The sequence below is a fragment of the Streptomyces sp. NPDC001194 genome, assembly GCF_042896985.1.
Classification (GTDB): domain Bacteria; phylum Actinomycetota; class Actinomycetes; order Streptomycetales; family Streptomycetaceae; genus Streptomyces.
Map to the genome: position 1 here is coordinate 1 of NZ_JBIAXU010000037.1, position 17,724 is coordinate 17,724.

Genomic DNA, 17,724 nt, shown 5'->3' on the forward strand with positions numbered 1-17,724 from the left:
GTCGGTCAAGGGTGGAGCGCAGCGACATCGCGCAGCGACGCGAACGAAGTGAGCGCCCTTGACGGACCGACCCGACACGGAAGGACAGTGGACTGCCGGGACGCCCCCGGACACACCACCGACCCCGACCGCGTGGGTCCCGCCCCCCCCGAAGCCCCCACCCCCACCCTCTCAACCCCGCGCCGCCAAGCCCCCCCCCGAAGCCCCCGCCCCCCGCCCCCCGCCCCCCGCCCCCTACCCCGCCTGGAGCGCCAGTGTCGGTGACAGGCGGGCCGCGCGGACCGCCGGGTAGAGGCCCGCCAGGGTGCCTATCGCCAGGGTCGAGGCGAAGCCGCCCGTCACCGCCCAGAGGGGGACCACCCAGGGGAGGTCGCCCGCGTGGGCGTAGGCCGCCGTCGCCGCCGCGCCGAGGGCTATGCCGGCCAGGCCGCCGAGGCCCGACAGGAGCAGGGACTCCGTCACGAACTGGATGCGGACCTGGCCCTTGGTCGCGCCCAGCGAACGTCGCAGGCCGATCTCGTGCCGGCGCTCCAGGACCGAGATGATCATGGTGTTCGCCACCCCGACCCCGCCCACCAGCAGCGCGATCCCGCCCAGGCCGAGCAGGAGCGTGCTGAACGCGCCCTCCGTCGCCGCCTTCGCCTGCAGCGCCGCCGACGGGTCCGTCACCGACACCGTGCTCGGCGACTGCGGGTTGGCCGTCGGGGCGATCAGGCCGCGGACCGCCGCGACGCGGTCGTCCGCCGACCGTTCGTAGATCGCCGTCGGGTGGCCGTCGAAGCCGAGCAGCTGCTCCGCCGCCTCCCACCCGATCAGCGCCGAGCGCTCGATCTCCGGGGCCAGCGGGATCGGCTCCAGGATGCCGATGACCGTGAAGTACCGGCCGCCGATGAACACCTGCTGCCCCGGCTCCGTGATGCCCAGCCGCTCCGCCGAGACGTTCCCGAGCACCACCGACGGGTAGCGTCCGGTGGCTCCGTTCAGCCAGGTGCCCCTCTGCATCCGCGCGCGCAGGACCTCCAGCAGGTCGTCCTTCGCCGCCTTCAGGCCGATGCCGCCCGTCTCCTCCTTCGGGATGTTCTCCGAGCGCCGTACGGACTGCGCGACGTCACCCGTCGTACCCACCGACTCGACCCCGTCGATACGCGAGATCATGCCCGGGGCCTCCTTCGGCAGCTTGGTGTCCTGGCCCGAGAACATGGACTGGCCGGGCGTCGCCACCAGCATGTTCGTACCCAGCTTGTCGAGCTCCCGCAGCAGTTTGGCCTGGCTGGAGGAGGACACCCCGACGACCGCGATCATCGTCGCGATGCCGATCGCGATGCCGAGCGCGGACAGGAACACCCGCATCGGGCGCGAGCGCAGCCCCGCCGAGCCGACGTGCAGGACGTCACGGGGGCCGAGCCGGGCCGGGGTCAGCCTTCGCGAGGCCCTCACCGCTGCGCCACCTCCGCCGTGCTCCGTACGTCGTTCCACACGTCCGCCACGATCTCCCCGTCCCGGATCCGCACCTGTCGCGGCAGGCTCGCCGCGATCTCCTGGTCGTGGGTGATCACGGCGATGGTGGCCCCGTCCGCGTTCAGTTCGTGCAGCAGCTCCATCACCGACCGCCCCGACGCCGAATCCAGCGCGCCCGTCGGCTCGTCGGCCAGCAGCAGGTCCGGCTCCCCCGCCACCGCCCGGGCGATCGCCACGCGCTGCTTCTGCCCGCCGGACAGCTCGTGCGGCCGGTGCTCCGTCCGGTCCCCGAGCCCCACCCGCTCCAGCGCCCGCTCCGCCCGCCGGCCGCGCTCGGCCCGCGAGAGGCCGGAGTACAGCAGCCCCTCGGCGACGTTCGCCCGCGCGCTGATGCCCGGTACGAGGTGGAAGGACTGGAAGACGAACCCGACATGGCGCGAGCGCAGCGCCGACAGGGCGCGGTCGGACAAGGTCGCGATGTCGTGCCCGGCGATGGCGACCGCGCCGGCGCTCGGGCGGTCGAGGGTGCCGACGATGTGCAGCAGCGTGGACTTCCCGGAGCCGGACGGGCCGACGATGGCGAGGAGTTCGCCGCCCAGGACGGTGAGGTCCACTCCGCGCAGGGCCTGGACCCCGCCCGGGTACTCCTTGGTGACGCCCGCGAGCTCCACGACGGCGCGCGCGTGCCTGTTCTCTGCCGTACTCACTGTCGCCGCCGTCATTGCTTGGGGATCCCCACCTGCATGCCCTCCTTGAGGGCGTCCCCCTTGACCTCGACGCGGCCCTGGCCGAACATGCCGAGCTCCACGGGTACGTCGCGGACCGCGCCGCCCTCGACCACCTGCACGCCGAAGCCTCCGCCCGACAGCGCGAGGAGTGCGTTGACCGGTACGGAGAGCACGCCCTTGCGGGTCTCGCCGGTGAGCCGGACCGACACCGGGGACTGGTCGGGGCCCTTGATCCCGGAGGCGTCGTCCAGGGACACGTTCACCTCGACCTTCGGCTTCCCGCCTCCGCCTCCGCCGCCCCCACCGCCTGCTCCGCCGCCGCCGTTCGGGTCGTCCGGGTTCGCCGTGCTGCCCACCGAGTCGATCTTCCCGGCGGCCGTGCCGCCGCCCGGCAGCTGCACGGTCACCTTGTCGCCCGTCTTCGCCGCGCCCGCCTTGGCCACGTCCAGCTGGAAGCGGACCATCCGCTCGGTCCCGGTCAGGGTCATCACCGGCTTGCCCGGCGCCGGCTCGTCGCCGACCGCCGTGTCGTTCTTCTGCACCCGCTGAGGCCCGGACGCGAACGCGATGTCCTCCTTGCCGACCTCGCCCGTCTCCGCCGCCTTGTGCGCCTTCTGCCAGCGCTTGACCGCCGTCGCCGTGCCCGCGGTGAAGGTGCCGTCCTCCGGGTCGAGCCCGGTCCCGTAGCCGAGGGCCTGCAGGTTCCGCTTGAGCTGCTTGACGTCCTCGCCCTTGTCCCCGGTCTTCATCTGCCGGTACACGGGCGTGCTCCCGTACATGAGCCGCACCGGCTTGCCGTTGACCTCGTACAGCTTCCCGTCCCGCTCGATCGCCGTGCCCGCGCCCGCCGCCCAGGTGAGCACCCCGGGGCCGCCGGCGGCCAGTTTGCGCTCCTGCGCGTAGCCGAGCGTGCCCTCGACCGTGAGGCCCGAGCCGAGGTCCCCGCGCGTGACGGGGGCCGTCGCCTGCGGCATCCCGTCCGCGCGCTGGTCCTTCGCACCGTCGGCGTCCGACCGGGGCTGAGCGGCCGTCACCGCGTACCCGCCGCCCGAGACGGCGAGTACGACGGCCAGCGAGCCCAGCAGCCACCTGCCGCGCCGCCTCACGCGGCGTCGCACTTCTTCTGGGCGTCCTGGAAGGCCTGCTCCTGGCCGTCGGGGATCTTGGTGGCGCTCATCGCGCCCCCGTTGAACTCGGGGTCGGGGATGTTCACGCCGTTGTCCCGCATGCACTTGGCCCACTTCAGGGCCTTGTCCTTGTCCTCCTGCGAGATCTGGCCCGACCCGGGGGCCTGCAGCCCGCAGGCGTCGAAGGCCTTCTTCACCGCCTCCGGGTCCTCGCTGCCCGAGCCCAGCGTCATCCCGCGCGGGTCCTGGCCGGGCTCCGGGTCGGGCGCGTCTATGCCGTGCTCGCGCAGGCACTTGCGCGTCTTGAGCGCCTTGTCGGCATCGGCGCCACTGGCCGCGCCGCCACCTCCGCCCGACGCGTTCGTGGACGTGCCGTCCTTCCCGCCCTTGCCGTCCTTGCCGTCCTTCGCGTCCGGACCGGCACCGCCCGTGCACGCGGTGACGAAGAGGGTCAGGCCGGTGAGCGCCGCGGCCGTGGTCATGGTCATGGATCGATTCATGCGCCAGACCCTGCACCCGGGGCGGGTTTCGCTTCTCTCTCCGATCTTGCTTACGACGAGGAAATACGAGATTCCGGTAAAGAGGGCGGCATGCGAGTTCTGGTGGTGGAGGACGAGGAATTCCTCCGGGAGATGATCGCCGACGGGCTGCGCCGCGACGCGCTGGCCGTCGACGAGGCGGGCGACGGCCTCGAGGCCCTGCGGCGCCTGCGCCTCGGCGAGTACGACGTCCTCGTCCTCGACCGCGACCTGCCCGGGCTGCACGGCGACGAGGTCTGCCGCCAGGTGGTGCGCGAGCGGCTGCTGACCCGCGTCCTGATGCTGACCGCCTCCGGAACCGTGCGGGACCGGGTCGAGGGGCTCGGCCTCGGCGCCGACGACTACCTCACCAAGCCCTTCGCGTACGACGAGCTCCTCGCCCGCGTCCTGGCGCTGGGCCGGCGCACCCGGCCCGCCCTGCCGCCGGTGCTGGAGCGGTGCGGGATCGCCGTGGACACGGCGCGGCGGAGCGCGAGCCGCGACGGGCACCGGCTGGCGCTGTCGCGCAAGGAGTTCGCGGTGCTGGAGGCGCTGCTGCGGGCGGAGGGGGCGGTGCTCGGCAACGACGACCTGATCGAGCAGGTGTGGGAGGAGGACACCTCGTACAGCACCAATGCCGTACGGGTGACCCTCAGCAAGCTGCGGGCCAAGCTGGGGGAGCCGCAGCTGATCGAGACGGTGCCGGGGGCCGGCTACCGGATCGCGGGTCCGGGTGCCGGTCCGATCACCGAGCCGATCACCGAGCCGATCCCCGGTCCGATCACCGATCCGCGATGAGAGCAGTGCTCCATTCCGAGCGCGCCCGCCTCACCGCGCTCTACGGCTCCCTGCTCGTCCTGGCCGGCGGCGGCCTGATCGCCCTGATCAACATCCTGCTGCGCGGCGGCCTCTACACCCGCATCAGCGGGGCCGTCACCACAGCCGTCCCCGGCACCGCCTTCGAACGCGCCGCCGTCGAAGGCCAACCCCTCAAGGCGGTCCCCGCCCAGCGGCTCCCGCCCGGCGCCGCCACGCCCACCCGGGAGCAGCTCCAGACGTGGGCCGCCACCCGCAACCTCTCCATCGCCGTGGAGAGCGCCACCCTCCACGAGCTGCTGGTCGTCTCGCTGATCGCCCTCGCCGTGTTCGCCGTACCGTCGATCTGGCTGGCCTGGTGGATGGCGGGCCGCGTGCTGCGGCCCGTCGGGGTCATCACCGAGACGGCCCGCCGCCTTTCGGGGGAGAACCTGCACGAGCGGATCGGCCTCGAGGCCCCGCCCGGCGAACTCAAGCGGCTGGCCGACACCTTCGACGGCATGCTCGACCGGATGGAGAGCCTGGTCGGCGCGCAGCGCCGGTTCGCCGCCAACGCCGCCCACGAGCTGCGCACCCCGCTGGCCGTGCAGCGGGCGGCCGCCGAGATCGGGCTGGCCGGGGACCCGCCGCCGGAGAAGGTGGCCCGGATCCGGTCCAAGCTGATCGGCGTCGCCGAGTCCAGCGAGCACCTCGTCGAGTCGCTGCTGCTGCTCGCGGTGTCGGAGGAGGGCCTGGAGACCACCGCGGCGGTGGACCTCGTGGCCCTCACGGAAGCGGAGCTGGCGGAGACGGAAGCGGCGGGGGCCGCCGGGGCGGGCGCGGCCGGGGGCGACGGGCCGACCGTCGTCCGCGGCCTCGAGCCGGTGAGCGTGGTCGGCGACCGGGCCCTGTTGGGGCACCTGGTGCGGAACCTGCTGGCCAATGCCGTACGGCACAACCGGCCGGGCGGGCGGATCACCGTGAAGACCTCCGCCGACGGGGTGCTGACGGTGTCCAACACGGGCCCGGTGATCGACCCCGCCGACGTGCCGCGGCTGCTGGAGCCGTTCCGGCGGCGCGCCGAGCGGCAGCACACCGCGGGTGAGGGCGCCGGGCTGGGGCTCTCGATCGTCGCCTCGATCGCTCGGGCGCACGGCGCGAAGCTGGTGGTGCGGGCCAATCGGGGACCGGGCGGCGGTTTGACGGTCCGGGTGCGCCTTCCGGTCACACCTGCGCCGCACCGGACGGCGTCGCCTCAGGAATCCTGATGATCGCGTGTGTACCGTCGGAGGCATGAGCAAGCACCCCCGAGCCGGCTCCCGCAGTCCCCGTACGTTCCTCACTTCCCTCACTTCACTCACGTCCGTCGCGTCCCGCAGCCTCCGTTCGCCGCGGCGGCTGGCCGTCGCCGCCGCCGTGGGCCTGCTGGCCTGCGGGGCCGGCTGGGTGTACGCGGCCCAGGAGGACGACCCCGTCACCAGTGCCTCGGCCCGTACCGGGGACCGCCCGGGGGACGCGGCCCGCAGGCCGTCCTCGGGCGCCGCCTCCGATGCCGCCGCCTCCGATGCCGCCCCGGCCGCAGGCGCCTCGCACGCCACCCGCGGGGCCCGCGGCGCGCCGGGTGCGCCGGGCGCCCCCGCAGCCTCGGGAGCAGCCGGAGCGCCGGGAGCGCCCGGAGCGCCCGCGGCCCCCGATTCCGCCGGCGGCCTGTCCGAAGTCAGCGACGAGACCCGGGCCCGGATCCCGGCCGACACCCGCCAGCTCCTCCTCGTCGCCGGCAAGGCGAGGGACTCCTCGGAGTCCACGGCGACCCTCTACACCCGGCCGGCGGCCGGCGCCGACTGGGTCCGCAGCAGCGAGAGCTGGCCCGCGCACAACGGCGCCAGCGGCTGGAACTCCGGCGAACGCGAGGACGGGGACCTCACCACCCCCGTGGGCGTGTTCACCCTGCGGGACGCGGGTGGTCTGCTGGAGAAGCCGCAGGGCACGAAGTTCCCGTACGACCACAACCGGCTCTTCGTCCCCACCGGCCGGGGCGTGAACGGCGAGTCCCTCGCGGGCGCCTTCGAGTACGTCATCGCGATCGACTACAACCGCCGGACGGGATTCTCCCCGTTGGACCTGGTCAAGCCGGAGGGTGAGGACAAGGGCGGCGGCATCTGGCTCCACGTCGACCACAACGGCCCTTCGCAGGGCTGCATCGGCATCTCGAAGGAAGCCATGAAGAAGCTCCTGACCACCCTGGACCCGGCGGCGAAGCCGGTCGTCGTGATGGGCCCGGAGGGCTTCTGACCGCAAGGCCGGCCGGGATCAGACCGCCAGACCGGCAGGCTCCGGGCCGGCCGCCTCCGGGCCCGCCGGTTCGGAACCGGCCGGCCCGGCGGCGACCCGCCGCCCCCGCACCAGCAGTCCGATGTACGCCAGGTCGAAGACGCTGCACAGCACGCCGAGCCCGAGGATGAACGCAGAGTCCTCGACGACACCGAAGAGCAGCGTCGGGGCGAGGGTCCCGAGCCACTTCGCGACGGCGATGACGAGGGACTGCCCGCGCGGTCCGCGCCGGTCGGCGTAGAGGGCGATGAACAGTCCGGACATCAGCAGGTTCTGCAGGAACGCCGCGTACCGGGTCGCGTCGTGCGTCCCGAAGTGCGCGAGGATGAGCCACTGCACGGCGAAGCCGGTGCCGAAGACGAGCACGCTCCACGCCGCGAAGAGCGGCCGCGTCACGAATCCGGGGAGCTCGGCGCGCCCGAAGCGCAGGTAGGTCCAGATGATGACGACGTCGGCGAGGGCCCACACCACGTTGACCACGCCCTGGGGGGACACCCCGGCGCGGAACTCGCCCACGGCGTAGGTCGCCTCCCACGCGAAGTTCAGCGCGAGCGCGGCCACGGGCATCGCGTACGTCCGGTCCCGCAGCCCGACCCGGATCGCCTCGACGTACACGACGGTCCACGCCACTCCGCTGACCAGCGTCAGAAACAGATCCACGCCGGGCACCCTAAAGGATGGCCCGCACCGGGCAAAGGTCCCGCGCAGCGATCAGATGCGCCCCCATTGCACCGGCGACCGGCGACCGGCGACCGGCGACCGGCGCCCGGCGCCCGACGGATGCGGCGGTGCACGGCTTCGGCACGTGGGACCCGTCCGAGGAGGCCGCTTTCGCCGGTCCCTTCGAGAGGGCGGCGGTGGCCACGACGAGAGCGTCGGCCACGCCGGGCGGGTGAATCCCGCCCACCCCTTGCCTGACGGACCGTCAGCTACGACGATGGCCCCCGGCGCCGGAGGGTCCCCGTGCCGGGGGCCGCCGGCGGACGCGGTCGACGAAGCGGAGGCGGCATGGCGCGCGTGTTTGCGGAAGGCCGGCTGGTCTACGGGATGCAACTCCCGATCCAGTCGCAGAGCACCATCTACGCCGAGCCCTGGGAGGCCGCGGCGACCGCCACCGACCTCGCCGAGGTGGCGCGGGCCGCCGACCGGGCCGGCTTCGGGTACCTCGCGACCTGCGACCACGTGGCCATCCCGCGCCGCCTCGCCGGCCCGATGAGCACCGTCTGGTACGACCCGGTGGCCACCCTCGCCTTCCTCGCCGGGATCACCGGGCGCGTACGGCTGCTCAGCCACGTCGCGATCCTCGGCCTGCGCCACCCCCTCCTCAGCGCCAAGCAGTACGCCACCGTCGACCACCTCTCCGGCGGCCGGCTCATCCTCGGCGTCGGCGCGGGCCACGTCCAGGAGGAGTTCGAGGCCCTCGGCGCCGACTTCGCCGGCCGCGGGGCCGTCCTCGACGAGACCCTGGACGCGCTGCGCGCGGCCCTCGGCCCCGAGGAGTACCCGGAGTTCGAGGGCGAGCTGTTCTCCTTCAAGGACCTCGGCCAGCTGCCCCGGCCCGCCCAGGCGCGCATCCCCGTCTGGGTCGGCGGCTCCTCGCCCGCCGCCGTCCGCCGGGCCGCCGTGCGCGGCGACGGCTGGCTCCCGCAGGGCGACCCGCGCGACAAGCTCCCCGCGCAGATCGCCCGGATCAAGGAGCTCCGCGCGGCGGCCGGGGTCGGTGACCCCATCGAGTTCGGCGCGATCACCGAGGCGCTGTACGTCGGCGAGCCCGGCTGGGACACCGGCCGGCGCACCCTCACGGGCAAGGCGGAGGTGCTCGCCGAGTCCCTGCGCGCGTACAAGGCGCTCGGCGTGGACCAGATCCAGGTCCGTTTCCGCAGCCGCGACCGCGCCGAACTGACCGACCAGATCACCGCGTTCGGGGCCGAGGTCGGCCCCCTCCTCAACGACTGAACACCTCGACGACCGAACACCTCGACGACTGGGAGTACGGGCATGGGCAAGCTGGACGGGCGCGTCGTCGTCATCACGGGCGCGGCGCGCGGCCAGGGCGAGCAGGAGGCCCGGCTCTTCGCCGCCGAAGGGGCCAAGGTGCTCCTCTGCGACGTGCTGGACGAGCAGGGCGCCGCCGTCGCCAAGGAGATAGCCGGGGAGGCGGGCGAGGACCGCGCCCGGTACGTACGCCTCGACGTGAGCCGGGAGGAGGACTGGGCCGCCGCCGTCGCCACCGCGAAGGAGGCCTTCGGTCCGGTGGACGGCCTGGTCAACAACGCCGGGATCCTGCGCTTCAACGAGCTGGTCTCGACCCCGCTGGAGGAGTTCGAGCAGCTGATCCGGGTCAACCAGGTCGGGACCTTCCTCGGCATCAAGGCCTTCGCCCCCGAGATCGAGGCGGCCGGCGGCGGCACCATCGTCAACACCTCCTCGTACACCGGCCTGACGGGCATGGCGTACGTCGGCGCGTACGCGGCGACCAAGGCGGCGATCGTCGGCCTGACCCGGGTGGCCGCGCTGGAGCTGGCCGCCAAGGGCATCAGGGTCAACGCGATGTGCCCGGGCGCGGTGGACACCCCGATGGCCAACCCCGGCCTGCTGGACCCGGCGAACATGAGCGACGAGGCCCGGGACGCCATGGCGGAGCTCTACGGGCGGGTCGTGCCGATGGGGCGGGTGGGCCGGGCCGACGAGGTCGCCAGGCTGGCCCTGTTCCTGAGCAGCGAGGACTCCTCGTACATCACCGGCCAGCCGTTCGTCATCGACGGTGGCTGGATGGCGGGCGTCAGCATCATGTGACCTGCGCTCGGTCCGCATCTGATGAAGCGTCAGGTATTGACGCTCCCGCTTCCGCGGTGGAACAGTCGACTCATCGAATCTGACGACACGTCAGAAATCAAAGGACGGTGAACCCCCTTGGAATTCGGGCTCTTCGTGCAGGGATACGTGCCTGAGGCGCGGTCCAAGGTCGACCCCGAGGCAGAGCACAAGGCGCTGATCGAGGAGACCGAGTACGTCATCCAGGCCGACAAGTCCGGCTTCAAGTACGCCTGGGCCTCCGAGCACCACTTCCTGGAGGAGTACTCGCACCTCTCGGCGAACGAGGTCTTCCTCGCCTACCTCGCCCACGCCACCGAGCGCATCCACCTCGGCTCCGGCATCTTCAACCCGCTCGCCCAGGTCAACCACCCCGTCAAGGTGGCGGAGAAGGTCGCGATGCTCGACCACCTCTCCAAGGGCCGCTTCGAGTTCGGCACGGGCCGCGGCGCGGGCAGCCACGAGATCCTCGGGTTCCTGCCCGGCATCACGGACATGAACCACACCAAGGAGATCTGGGAGGAGACCATCGCCGAGTTCCCCAAGATGTTCCTCCAGGAGGAATACGAGGGGTTCCAGGGCAAGCACTGGTCGCTGCCGCCGCGCAAGATCTTCCCCAAGCCGTACGGCAAGGCCCACCCGGCCATGTGGTACGCCGCCGGCTCCCCCTCCTCGTACGCGATGGCCGCGAAGAAGGGCCTCGGCGTCCTCGGCTTCAGCGTCCAGAAGGTCTCCGACATGGAGTGGGTGCTGGAGCAGTACAAGACGGCCATCCAGGAGGCCAAGGCCATCGGCGCGTTCGTCAACGACAACGTGATGGTCACCTCCACCGCCATCTGCGCCGAGACGCACGACAAGGCGGTCGAGATCGCCGTCAACGCGAACATGAACCGCTTCCAGTCGCTGGTCTTCCGCTACCACGACACCTTCCCGCGGCCCGAGGCGATCCCGCAGTGGCCCGAGACGCTGCCGGAGTACAACGCGGAGATCATCGAGCTGCTGATCGCCGAGGAGCTGCTGATCTGCGGGGACCCGTCCGAGGTGCTCGCCCAGTGCAAGCGCTGGGAGCAGGCGGGGGCGGACCAGCTGTCGTTCGGCCTGCCGACCGGGGTCTCGTACGAGGACACGATGAACACCGTCAAGCTCATCGGCGAGCACGTGATCCCGAAGATCGACACGGATCCGGTCCACCGCACGACGCGCTTCCGCCAGGCCGTCTGACCGGGCGGGGAGTACGGGGGCGGCGTCTTCCCGGACCGCCGCCCCGCACCGGCCCCGGCCGGAGGTCATGCCGAGGCCGCGGCCGGCCCGGCGGCCCCCGGCCGGGGCACGCGGACGTCCGGGGCGCGGCCCCGGGGAGACGGCCAGCCATACGAACACCGGCAGAGGGGACGTCATGCTCGACCACCTGATCAAGGGAGCCACCGTCGTCGACGGCACCGGCGCCCCCGCCCGCGCGGCGGACGTCGGCCTGCGCGACGGGCGGATCGCCGTCATCGGCGCGCCGGGCACGGTCACGGAGGAGGCCCGGACCACCGAGGACGCCACCGGGCTCGTGCTGTGCCCCGGCTTCGTCGACCCCCACACGCACTACGACGCCCAGCTCTTCTGGGACCCGTACGCGACCCCCTCCATGAACCACGGCGTCACCACCGTCGCCGGCGGCAACTGCGGGTTCACCCTGGCCCCGCTGCACCCGGACCGCCCCGAGGACGCCGACTACACCCGGCGCATGATGAGCAAGGTCGAGGGCATGGCCCTCAAGGCCCTGGAGGAAGGCGTCGACTGGACCTGGTCCGGCTTCGGCGAGTACCTCGACGCCCTGGAGGGCCGGATCGCCGTCAACGCCGGCTTCATGGTCGGCCACTGCGCCCTGCGCCGGCACGTCATGGGGGCCGACGCGGTCGGCGGACAGCCCACCCCCGAGCAGATGCGGCAGATGCTCGACCTCTTCCACGACGCCATGAACGCGGGTGCCTGGGGCCTGTCCACCACCCAGTCCGCCACCCACTCCGACGGCGACGGCGCACCCGTCGCCTCCCGGCACGCCAAGCCCGCCGAGCTCCTCGCGCTGTCGAAGGCCGTCTCCGAACACGAAGGCACCCAGCTCGAGGCCATCGTCGCCGGCTGCCTCGACCAGTTCGCCGACGAGGAGATCGACCTCTTCGTCGAGATGAGCGCCGCCGCCGGCCGCCCCCTGAACTGGAACGTCCTCACCATCGACGCGGCCGTGCCCGAACGGGTCCCGCGCCAGCTCGTACCGAGCGAGCGCGCACGCAAGGCCGGCGGCCGCATCGTCGCGCTGACCATGCCGATCCTCACCCCCATGAACATGTCGCTCGGCACCTTCTGCGCGCTGAACCTGATCCCGGGCTGGGGCGAGATCCTCGGCCTGCCCGTGCCCGAGCGGATCGCGAAGCTGCGCGACGCCGGCGTACGGGAGGAGATGCTGCGCCGCGCCGACAGCAAGGAGGCCGGGGTCTTCCGGCGCCTGGCCAACTTCGGCCGCTACGTCATCGGGGACACGTACAGCAAGGAGAACGAGGGCCTGTCGGGCCGCGTCGTGAACGACATCGCCGCCGAGCGCGGCCAGGACCCCTTCCGGTGCCTGGTCGAGATCTGCGCCAACGACGACCTGCGCACGGTGCTCTGGCCCATGCCCACCGACAACGACCCGGCGAGCTGGGCCCTGCGCGCCGAGACCTGGCAGCACGAGGACGTCATGCTCGGCGGCTCCGACGCCGGCGCGCACCTGGACCGCATGTGCGGGGCCCCGTACACGACCCGCTTCCTCGGGGACTGCCTGCGCGGCCGCAAGCTGGTGCCGCTGGAGCAGGCGGTGAAGATGCTCACCGACGACCCGGCGCAGCTGTTCGGGCTGCGCGGGCGCGGCCGGATCACCGAGGGGTTCCACGCGGACCTGGTGCTGTTCGACCCGGAGCGCATCGAGGCCGGCCCCGCGACGCTCGTCCACGACCTGCCCGGCGACAGCCCGCGGCTGGACGCCCGCGCGATCGGCATCGTGTCCGTGCGCGTCAACGGCGTCGAGACCATACGCGACGACCAGGTCACGGGGGCGATCCCCGGGATCGTGCTCCGCTCGGGCCGCGACACGAGGACGGTGAGCACGCGTTGAGCGAGCCCCTTCAGCAGAAGCTGTACATCGGCGGGGAGTGGGTCGAGCCGGCCGGCGGCCACTACGAGGTCGTCAACCCGGCGGACGAATCGGTGGTCGGGCTCGCGCCCGAGGCCTCGCGCGCCCAGGTCGAGGAGGCGGCGCGCGCGGCGGCCGAGGCCTTCGAGACCTGGTCCCGTACGACCCCCGAGGCGCGGGCGGCCGTGCTGGACCGGGCCGCGGACATCATGCAGCGCGAGTACGAGCCGTGGTCGGCCCTGGCCCGGGCCGAGACCGGCGCGCCGACCGGGATCGCGCGCGGGATGCAGGTCGGGGTCGGGGTCGCGCGCTTCCGGCGGTACGCGAAGGGCGCGCTCGAACCGGTCGAGCGCGGGCTGCCCCCGCAGGTCACCGAGGCCGGGCCGATGGGGAAGGCGGGCATCCTGGGGGCGCTGGAGGTGCGCCAGCCGGTCGGCGTGGTCACCTGCATCACCTCGTACAACAACCCGTGGGCGAACCCGGCGGGCAAGGTGGCCCCGGCCCTGGCCATGGGCAACACGGTGGTGGTCAAGCCCGCCCCGCAGGATCCGCTGTCGGTGTTCAAGATGGCCGAGGCCCTGCACGAGGCGGGCGCCCCGGCCGGCGTCGTGAACGTGGTCTGCGGTGCGTCGGTCGAGGTCGGCGAGGCCGCGGTGGACTCCCCGTACGTGGACATGGTGTCGTTCACCGGCTCCACGGGCGTCGGGCAGCGCATCGCGGAGGTCTGCGGCCGCTCCATGAAGCGGCAGCTGATGGAGCTCGGCGGCAAGGGGGCGGCGGTCGTCCTCGAGGACGCCGACCTGGACGCGGCGGTGATGGGGATCGGCACCACCTTCTCCTTCTACTCCGGCCAGATCTGCACGGCTCCGACCCGGGTGATCGTGCACCGGTCGGTGTACGAGCGGCTGGTGGAGAAGCTGACCGGCTACCTGGCCTTCATGAAGGTCGGCGACCCGGCGGTCGCGGGCACGGTGGTGGGACCGGTGATCTCGGCGGCGCACCGGGACCGGGTGGAGTCGTACGTGGAGCTCGGCCGCAAGGAGGGCGCGCGGATCGCGTACGGCGGCGAGCGGCCGGTGGTCGGGGACGGCCGGGGCTTCTACGTGGCGCCGACGCTGCTGGTGGACTGCACGAACGACATGCGGGTGGTCCGGGAGGAGATCTTCGGCCCGGTGGTCGTGGTGGTCCCCTTCGACGGCGGCGAGGAGGAGGCGGTCCGGCTGGCCAACGACAGCGATTTCGGGCTGCTGAGCTACGTGTGGTCCGGGGACGCGGCGCGCGCCTTCCGGGTGGCGCGGCGGCTGCGCGCGGGCGGTGTCGGCGTGAACACGATCGGCCGGAACATGGAGGCCCCGTTCGGCGGCTTCAAGCGTTCGGGTGTCGGCCGGGACGTGGGCTCGTACGCGCTGCACGCGTACAGCGAGATGCAGTCGATCGTCTGGACGACGTGAGAGGCGTCCGGGCGGGCTGAGACCCAGGTCACACGGGAAAGTTCAAAGCGGCACAAAAGGGGTACTGCTGCGGTTTCCGCATTCCGGAACGGGCTGTCCGCTCCCTGTTGAGCAGGGGGCGGACTCGCGCATGAACCTTGCATTGAGTGTTAATGAACTGCCGTGTGCTCTGGATTCGAAGGTGTTCCCGCCGGTAGCTGCTCGGACCCAATCCTTCCGGATATGGAAAACGCAGCCTCTAACGTCTCGACCCATGACACAGCTGGACGTACGGCCTCGGGTCGGAGACACGGTGAGCGGCGTCGCCGGCGGCGAGGGCGGCGACGGCGACGTGCGCGGCAAGGGCCTCGGCAAGGGCTCCGTGGGTCTGGTGGGCAGTGCCGTCATCGGCATCTCCACCGTCGCCCCCGTCTACTGCCTGACCTCGACGCTCGGCTCCACCGCCGGCGAGGTCGGCGTCCAGATGCCGGCGGTCTTCCTGGCCGGCTTCCTGCCGATGCTCCTCGTCGCCTTCGCCTACCGCGAGCTCAACAAGGCCGTTCCGGACTGCGGCACCTCCTTCACCTGGACCGTGAAGGCCTTCGGCCCGCGGATCGGCTGGATGTGCGGCTGGGGCCTGGTGATCGCCACGATCATCGTGCTCTCCAACCTGGCCGGCGTCGCCACCTCGTACTTCTGGCTGCTGGCCGGCGAGATCACCGGCAATCCGTCGATCGCCGCCCTGGACGACGACAAGCTCGTCCACATCGCCACCTGCCTCACCCTGATCGCCGCGGCGACCGCCGTCAGCTACCGCGGCATGACCGCCACCAAGGGCGTCCAGTACACCCTGGTCGGACTCCAGCTCGCGGTCCTCGCCCTCTTCGTCGCGATGGCCTTCCAGAAGGCCTCGGCCGGCACCTTCGACACCGGCCTGGACTTCTCCTGGCAGTGGATGAACCCCTTCGCGGTCGAGTCCATGGGCGCCTTCACCGCCGGACTCTCCCTCTCGATCTTCATGTACTGGGGCTGGGACGCCTGCCTCGCCACCAACGAGGAGACCACCGGCTCCGCCAAGACCCCCGGCCGGGCCTCGCTCATCGCGATGGTCGTCCTGGTCGGCTCGTACCTGGCCACCGGCATCGCCGCCCAGATGGCCGTCGGCTCCGGCACCGCCGGCTTCGGCCTCGGCAACCCGGAGACCTCCGGCAACGTCTTCGCCGCCCTCGCCGGTCCGGTCATGGGCCCGATGCTCGGCATCCTGCTCTTCGTCGCGGTCCTCGCCTCCGCGACCGCATCGCTGCAGACCACGTTCATCCCGGTCGCCCGCACGGTCCTGGCCATGTCCACGTACGAGGCCCTGCCGGCCTCCTACGCCAAGGTCCACCCGCGCTTCAAGACCCCGGGCCGCGCCACCGTCATGGCGGGCGTCGCGACCGGCGCGTTCTACACCGTGATGACGCTCGTCAGCGAGAACGTCCTGACCGACACGATCTTCGCGCTCGGCCTGATGATCTGCTTCTACTACTCCCTGACGGCCTTCGCCTGCGCCTGGTACTTCCGCGGCGAGCTGCGCCGCTCCGCCCGGGACCTGTTCTTCAAGGGCGTCTTCCCGGTCCTCGGCGGGCTCCTGCTCGCCGCCGTCTTCCTGAAGACCCTGATCGACATGTGGAACCCGTCGTACGGCTCCGGCTCCACCGTCCTCGGCGTCGGCAGCGTCTTCGTCATCGGCGTCGGCCTCCTGGCCCTCGGCCTGGTGATCATGCTGGTCACGCAGCGCCGCAGCCCGGCCTTCTTCCGCGGGGAGATCCTGACAAAGTCCACCCCGGCCCTGGTGGTCGAAGACTGACCCCGCCCCACACTGGAGAAGTCCCCCGCGGCCCGGATCGATCCCCCCGCTCCGGGCCGCGGACCCAACACCGGGCGTCACCCCAAGGGGGGCCGGGCGGTGACCCCGGGTGGCGGCAGGTCGTTGGGTACGGCATGAACGTCATGAAGCGCCGCCTCGCCGCCCTGGTCCTCACCAGCGGCGCCGCCCTCGCCCTGACCCCCCTCGCCGCGCACGCCGACACGAAGGGCCCCACCATCGAGGGGCAGCCCGTCACCAAGCGCATCACCGACATCGCCAACCACCCCGGCCAGGCCGTGGACGACACGAAGACGGCCCTGGCCGTGACGGCCTCGGCCGCCGGCACCGCCACCCACGCCACCGACTCCTCCCTCGCGGGCGCGGGCAGCGCCCTCGACGGTCTCCCGAAGGCCCCGTCGGTGCGCTGACCGCGGCCGTTGACCCCCGCCGTTGACCGCGGCCCGTCGCGGCGGGCCCTCGGGAAGGGTCGGTCGTTGAGCAGGCCATGATCCTGTGGCTGCTCAACACCTTCAGCACGTTCACCCTCGGTGTCCTCCTCGTCGGCGGCTTCGTCGCCCTCGCCGTCGGAGGCAGCCTCGCCGCCCGCCGCCGCTTCCCGCACCTGGCGGGCGGGGAGCACAACGAGATGGTCGGCGTCGCCCTCGGCATGTTCGGCGCGATCTACGGAATCATCCTCGCCTTCGTCGTCGTCATGCTCTGGACCCAGCTGGAGAACACCCAGACCGTCGTCGCCACCGAGGCCACCGACCTCGCCCTCGTCGTCCGCAGCGCCGAGTCCTTCCCGCCGGCCGAACGCGCCCGCGTGGAGCGGGCGGTGGGCGACTACGTGCACGCCGTCGTCGAGATCCAGTGGCCGATGATGCGGGACGGCCGCCCCAGCTACGACGCGACCGCCGAACAGACGCACGGGCTGTACCAGGCGCTCCAGGCGTACGAGCCCTCCGGAGCCCGCAACGAGACCTTCTACGAGGAGGCCGTGGGCCGCCTCAACGACGTCGCGGCGCAGCGCCGCGCCCGCATCACGATGGCGGAAACGTCCCTGCCGGTACTGCTCCAGGTACTGGTGTACGGAGGCGCGCTCGTGATCCTGCCGCTCACCTTCCTGTTCGGCCTGCGGAGCCTGAAGATGCAGCTGCTGTTCGTCTCGGCGGTGGCGGGGCTGATCGGCTTCAGCCTGCTGCTGGTGATGGCCCTGGACCGCCCCTTCGCAGGCGACCTGAGCGTCACCCCGACCCCGTACAAGGAGGCGGCACTGGCACAGTTCTGGCGGGCGGGGTAGGGCGGGTGGGGCGGGTGGGATGGGTGGGGCGGGGGTTTCGGGGGGCGGGACCCACGCGGTCGGGGTCGGTGGTGTGTCCGGGGGTTTCCCGGCAGTCCACTGTCCTTCCGTGTCGGGTCGGTCCCTCAAGGGCGCTCCCTGCGGTCGCGTCGCTTCGCGATGGCCTTCGGCCACCCTTGACCGACCGCCCCGCCCCGGAAAGACAACAGACTGCCGGGAA

16 protein-coding genes are annotated in these 17,724 nt (G+C 72.4%); 11 read left to right on the forward strand and 5 right to left on the reverse strand.

Annotation, left to right across the window (positions count from 1 at the left end; all coding sequences use genetic code 11):
* Positions 1–234 precede the first annotated feature (234 nt).
* From ACFY1T_RS35335 to ACFY1T_RS35350, 4 genes are read right to left on the reverse strand one after another with little or no spacing between them, the layout of a single operon-like run.
* A complete protein-coding gene (locus ACFY1T_RS35335; RefSeq protein ID WP_390791833.1) occupies positions 235–1,437 on the reverse strand; it encodes an ABC transporter permease in 1,203 nt (400 codons plus the stop codon).
* Positions 1,434–2,180, reverse strand: coding sequence for an ABC transporter ATP-binding protein (locus tag ACFY1T_RS35340; protein ID WP_390791834.1), 747 nt, complete (start codon positions 2,178–2,180; stop codon positions 1,434–1,436). Before ACFY1T_RS35340 ends, ACFY1T_RS35335 begins: the two co-directional genes overlap by 4 nt.
* Positions 2,177–3,292: a peptidoglycan-binding protein gene (locus tag ACFY1T_RS35345; RefSeq protein ID WP_390791835.1), complete on the reverse strand. Its 1,116-nt coding sequence runs from the start codon at positions 3,290–3,292 to the stop codon at positions 2,177–2,179. Before ACFY1T_RS35345 ends, ACFY1T_RS35340 begins: the two co-directional genes overlap by 4 nt.
* A complete protein-coding gene (locus ACFY1T_RS35350) occupies positions 3,289–3,801 on the reverse strand; it encodes a hypothetical protein (RefSeq protein ID WP_390791836.1) in 513 nt (170 codons plus the stop codon). Before ACFY1T_RS35350 ends, ACFY1T_RS35345 begins: the two co-directional genes overlap by 4 nt.
* A 102-nt stretch (positions 3,802–3,903) precedes the next feature.
* On the opposite strand from ACFY1T_RS35350, the gene ACFY1T_RS35355 reads away from it, so the two are divergent.
* Genes ACFY1T_RS35355 through ACFY1T_RS35365 form a run of 3 tightly spaced genes read left to right on the forward strand, consistent with a single transcriptional unit; the run spans position 3,904 to position 6,918 of the window.
* Positions 3,904–4,629, forward strand: a complete 726-nt coding sequence (locus tag ACFY1T_RS35355) for a response regulator transcription factor (protein WP_390791837.1) — start codon at positions 3,904–3,906, stop codon at positions 4,627–4,629.
* A complete protein-coding gene (locus tag ACFY1T_RS35360; protein WP_390791838.1) occupies positions 4,626–5,894 on the forward strand; it encodes a sensor histidine kinase in 1,269 nt (422 codons plus the stop codon). Before ACFY1T_RS35355 ends, ACFY1T_RS35360 begins: the two co-directional genes overlap by 4 nt.
* 25 nt (positions 5,895–5,919) lie before the next feature.
* Complete coding sequence (locus ACFY1T_RS35365) at positions 5,920–6,918, forward strand: L,D-transpeptidase family protein (RefSeq protein ID WP_390791839.1); 999 nt, start codon at positions 5,920–5,922, stop codon at positions 6,916–6,918.
* 18 nt (positions 6,919–6,936) lie between these two features.
* Here ACFY1T_RS35365 and ACFY1T_RS35370 read toward each other — a convergent pair whose 3' ends face one another.
* The gene (locus ACFY1T_RS35370) at positions 6,937–7,617 is read right to left on the reverse strand and encodes a hypothetical protein (protein ID WP_390791840.1); all 681 of its coding nucleotides are present in this window, start codon (positions 7,615–7,617) and stop codon (positions 6,937–6,939) included.
* A gap of 348 nt (positions 7,618–7,965) precedes the next feature.
* On the opposite strand from ACFY1T_RS35370, the gene ACFY1T_RS35375 reads away from it, so the two are divergent.
* The 8 genes from ACFY1T_RS35375 (at position 7,966) to ACFY1T_RS35410 (ending at position 17,504) form a co-directional block, all read left to right on the forward strand.
* A complete protein-coding gene (locus ACFY1T_RS35375; protein WP_390791841.1) occupies positions 7,966–8,913 on the forward strand; it encodes an LLM class F420-dependent oxidoreductase in 948 nt (315 codons plus the stop codon).
* 42 nt (positions 8,914–8,955) lie between these two features.
* Positions 8,956–9,753 (forward strand): SDR family NAD(P)-dependent oxidoreductase, encoded by a 798-nt coding sequence (locus ACFY1T_RS35380; protein ID WP_390791842.1) that lies wholly within the window; start codon positions 8,956–8,958, stop codon positions 9,751–9,753.
* Between the two features lie 117 nt (positions 9,754–9,870).
* Positions 9,871–10,992 (forward strand): LLM class flavin-dependent oxidoreductase, encoded by a 1,122-nt coding sequence (locus ACFY1T_RS35385; protein ID WP_390791843.1) that lies wholly within the window; start codon positions 9,871–9,873, stop codon positions 10,990–10,992.
* Between the two features lie 175 nt (positions 10,993–11,167).
* Positions 11,168–12,907, forward strand: a complete 1,740-nt coding sequence (locus ACFY1T_RS35390; protein WP_390791844.1) for an amidohydrolase family protein — start codon at positions 11,168–11,170, stop codon at positions 12,905–12,907.
* Complete coding sequence (locus tag ACFY1T_RS35395; RefSeq protein WP_390791845.1) at positions 12,904–14,376, forward strand: aldehyde dehydrogenase family protein; 1,473 nt, start codon at positions 12,904–12,906, stop codon at positions 14,374–14,376. Before ACFY1T_RS35390 ends, ACFY1T_RS35395 begins: the two co-directional genes overlap by 4 nt.
* Positions 14,377–14,629: 253 nt before the next feature.
* Positions 14,630–16,204: an APC family permease gene (locus tag ACFY1T_RS35400; protein WP_390791846.1), complete on the forward strand. Its 1,575-nt coding sequence runs from the start codon at positions 14,630–14,632 to the stop codon at positions 16,202–16,204.
* A 134-nt stretch (positions 16,205–16,338) separates the two neighbouring features.
* Entirely contained in the window at positions 16,339–16,632 is a 294-nt protein-coding gene (locus ACFY1T_RS35405; protein WP_390791847.1) for a hypothetical protein, read from the forward strand.
* Positions 16,633–16,709: 77 nt separating this feature from the next.
* Positions 16,710–17,504 carry a DUF4239 domain-containing protein gene (locus ACFY1T_RS35410; RefSeq protein ID WP_390791848.1) on the forward strand — a complete coding sequence of 265 codons (795 nt, stop codon included), beginning with the start codon at positions 16,710–16,712 and terminating at the stop codon, positions 17,502–17,504.
* Positions 17,505–17,724: the final 220 nt, after the last annotated feature.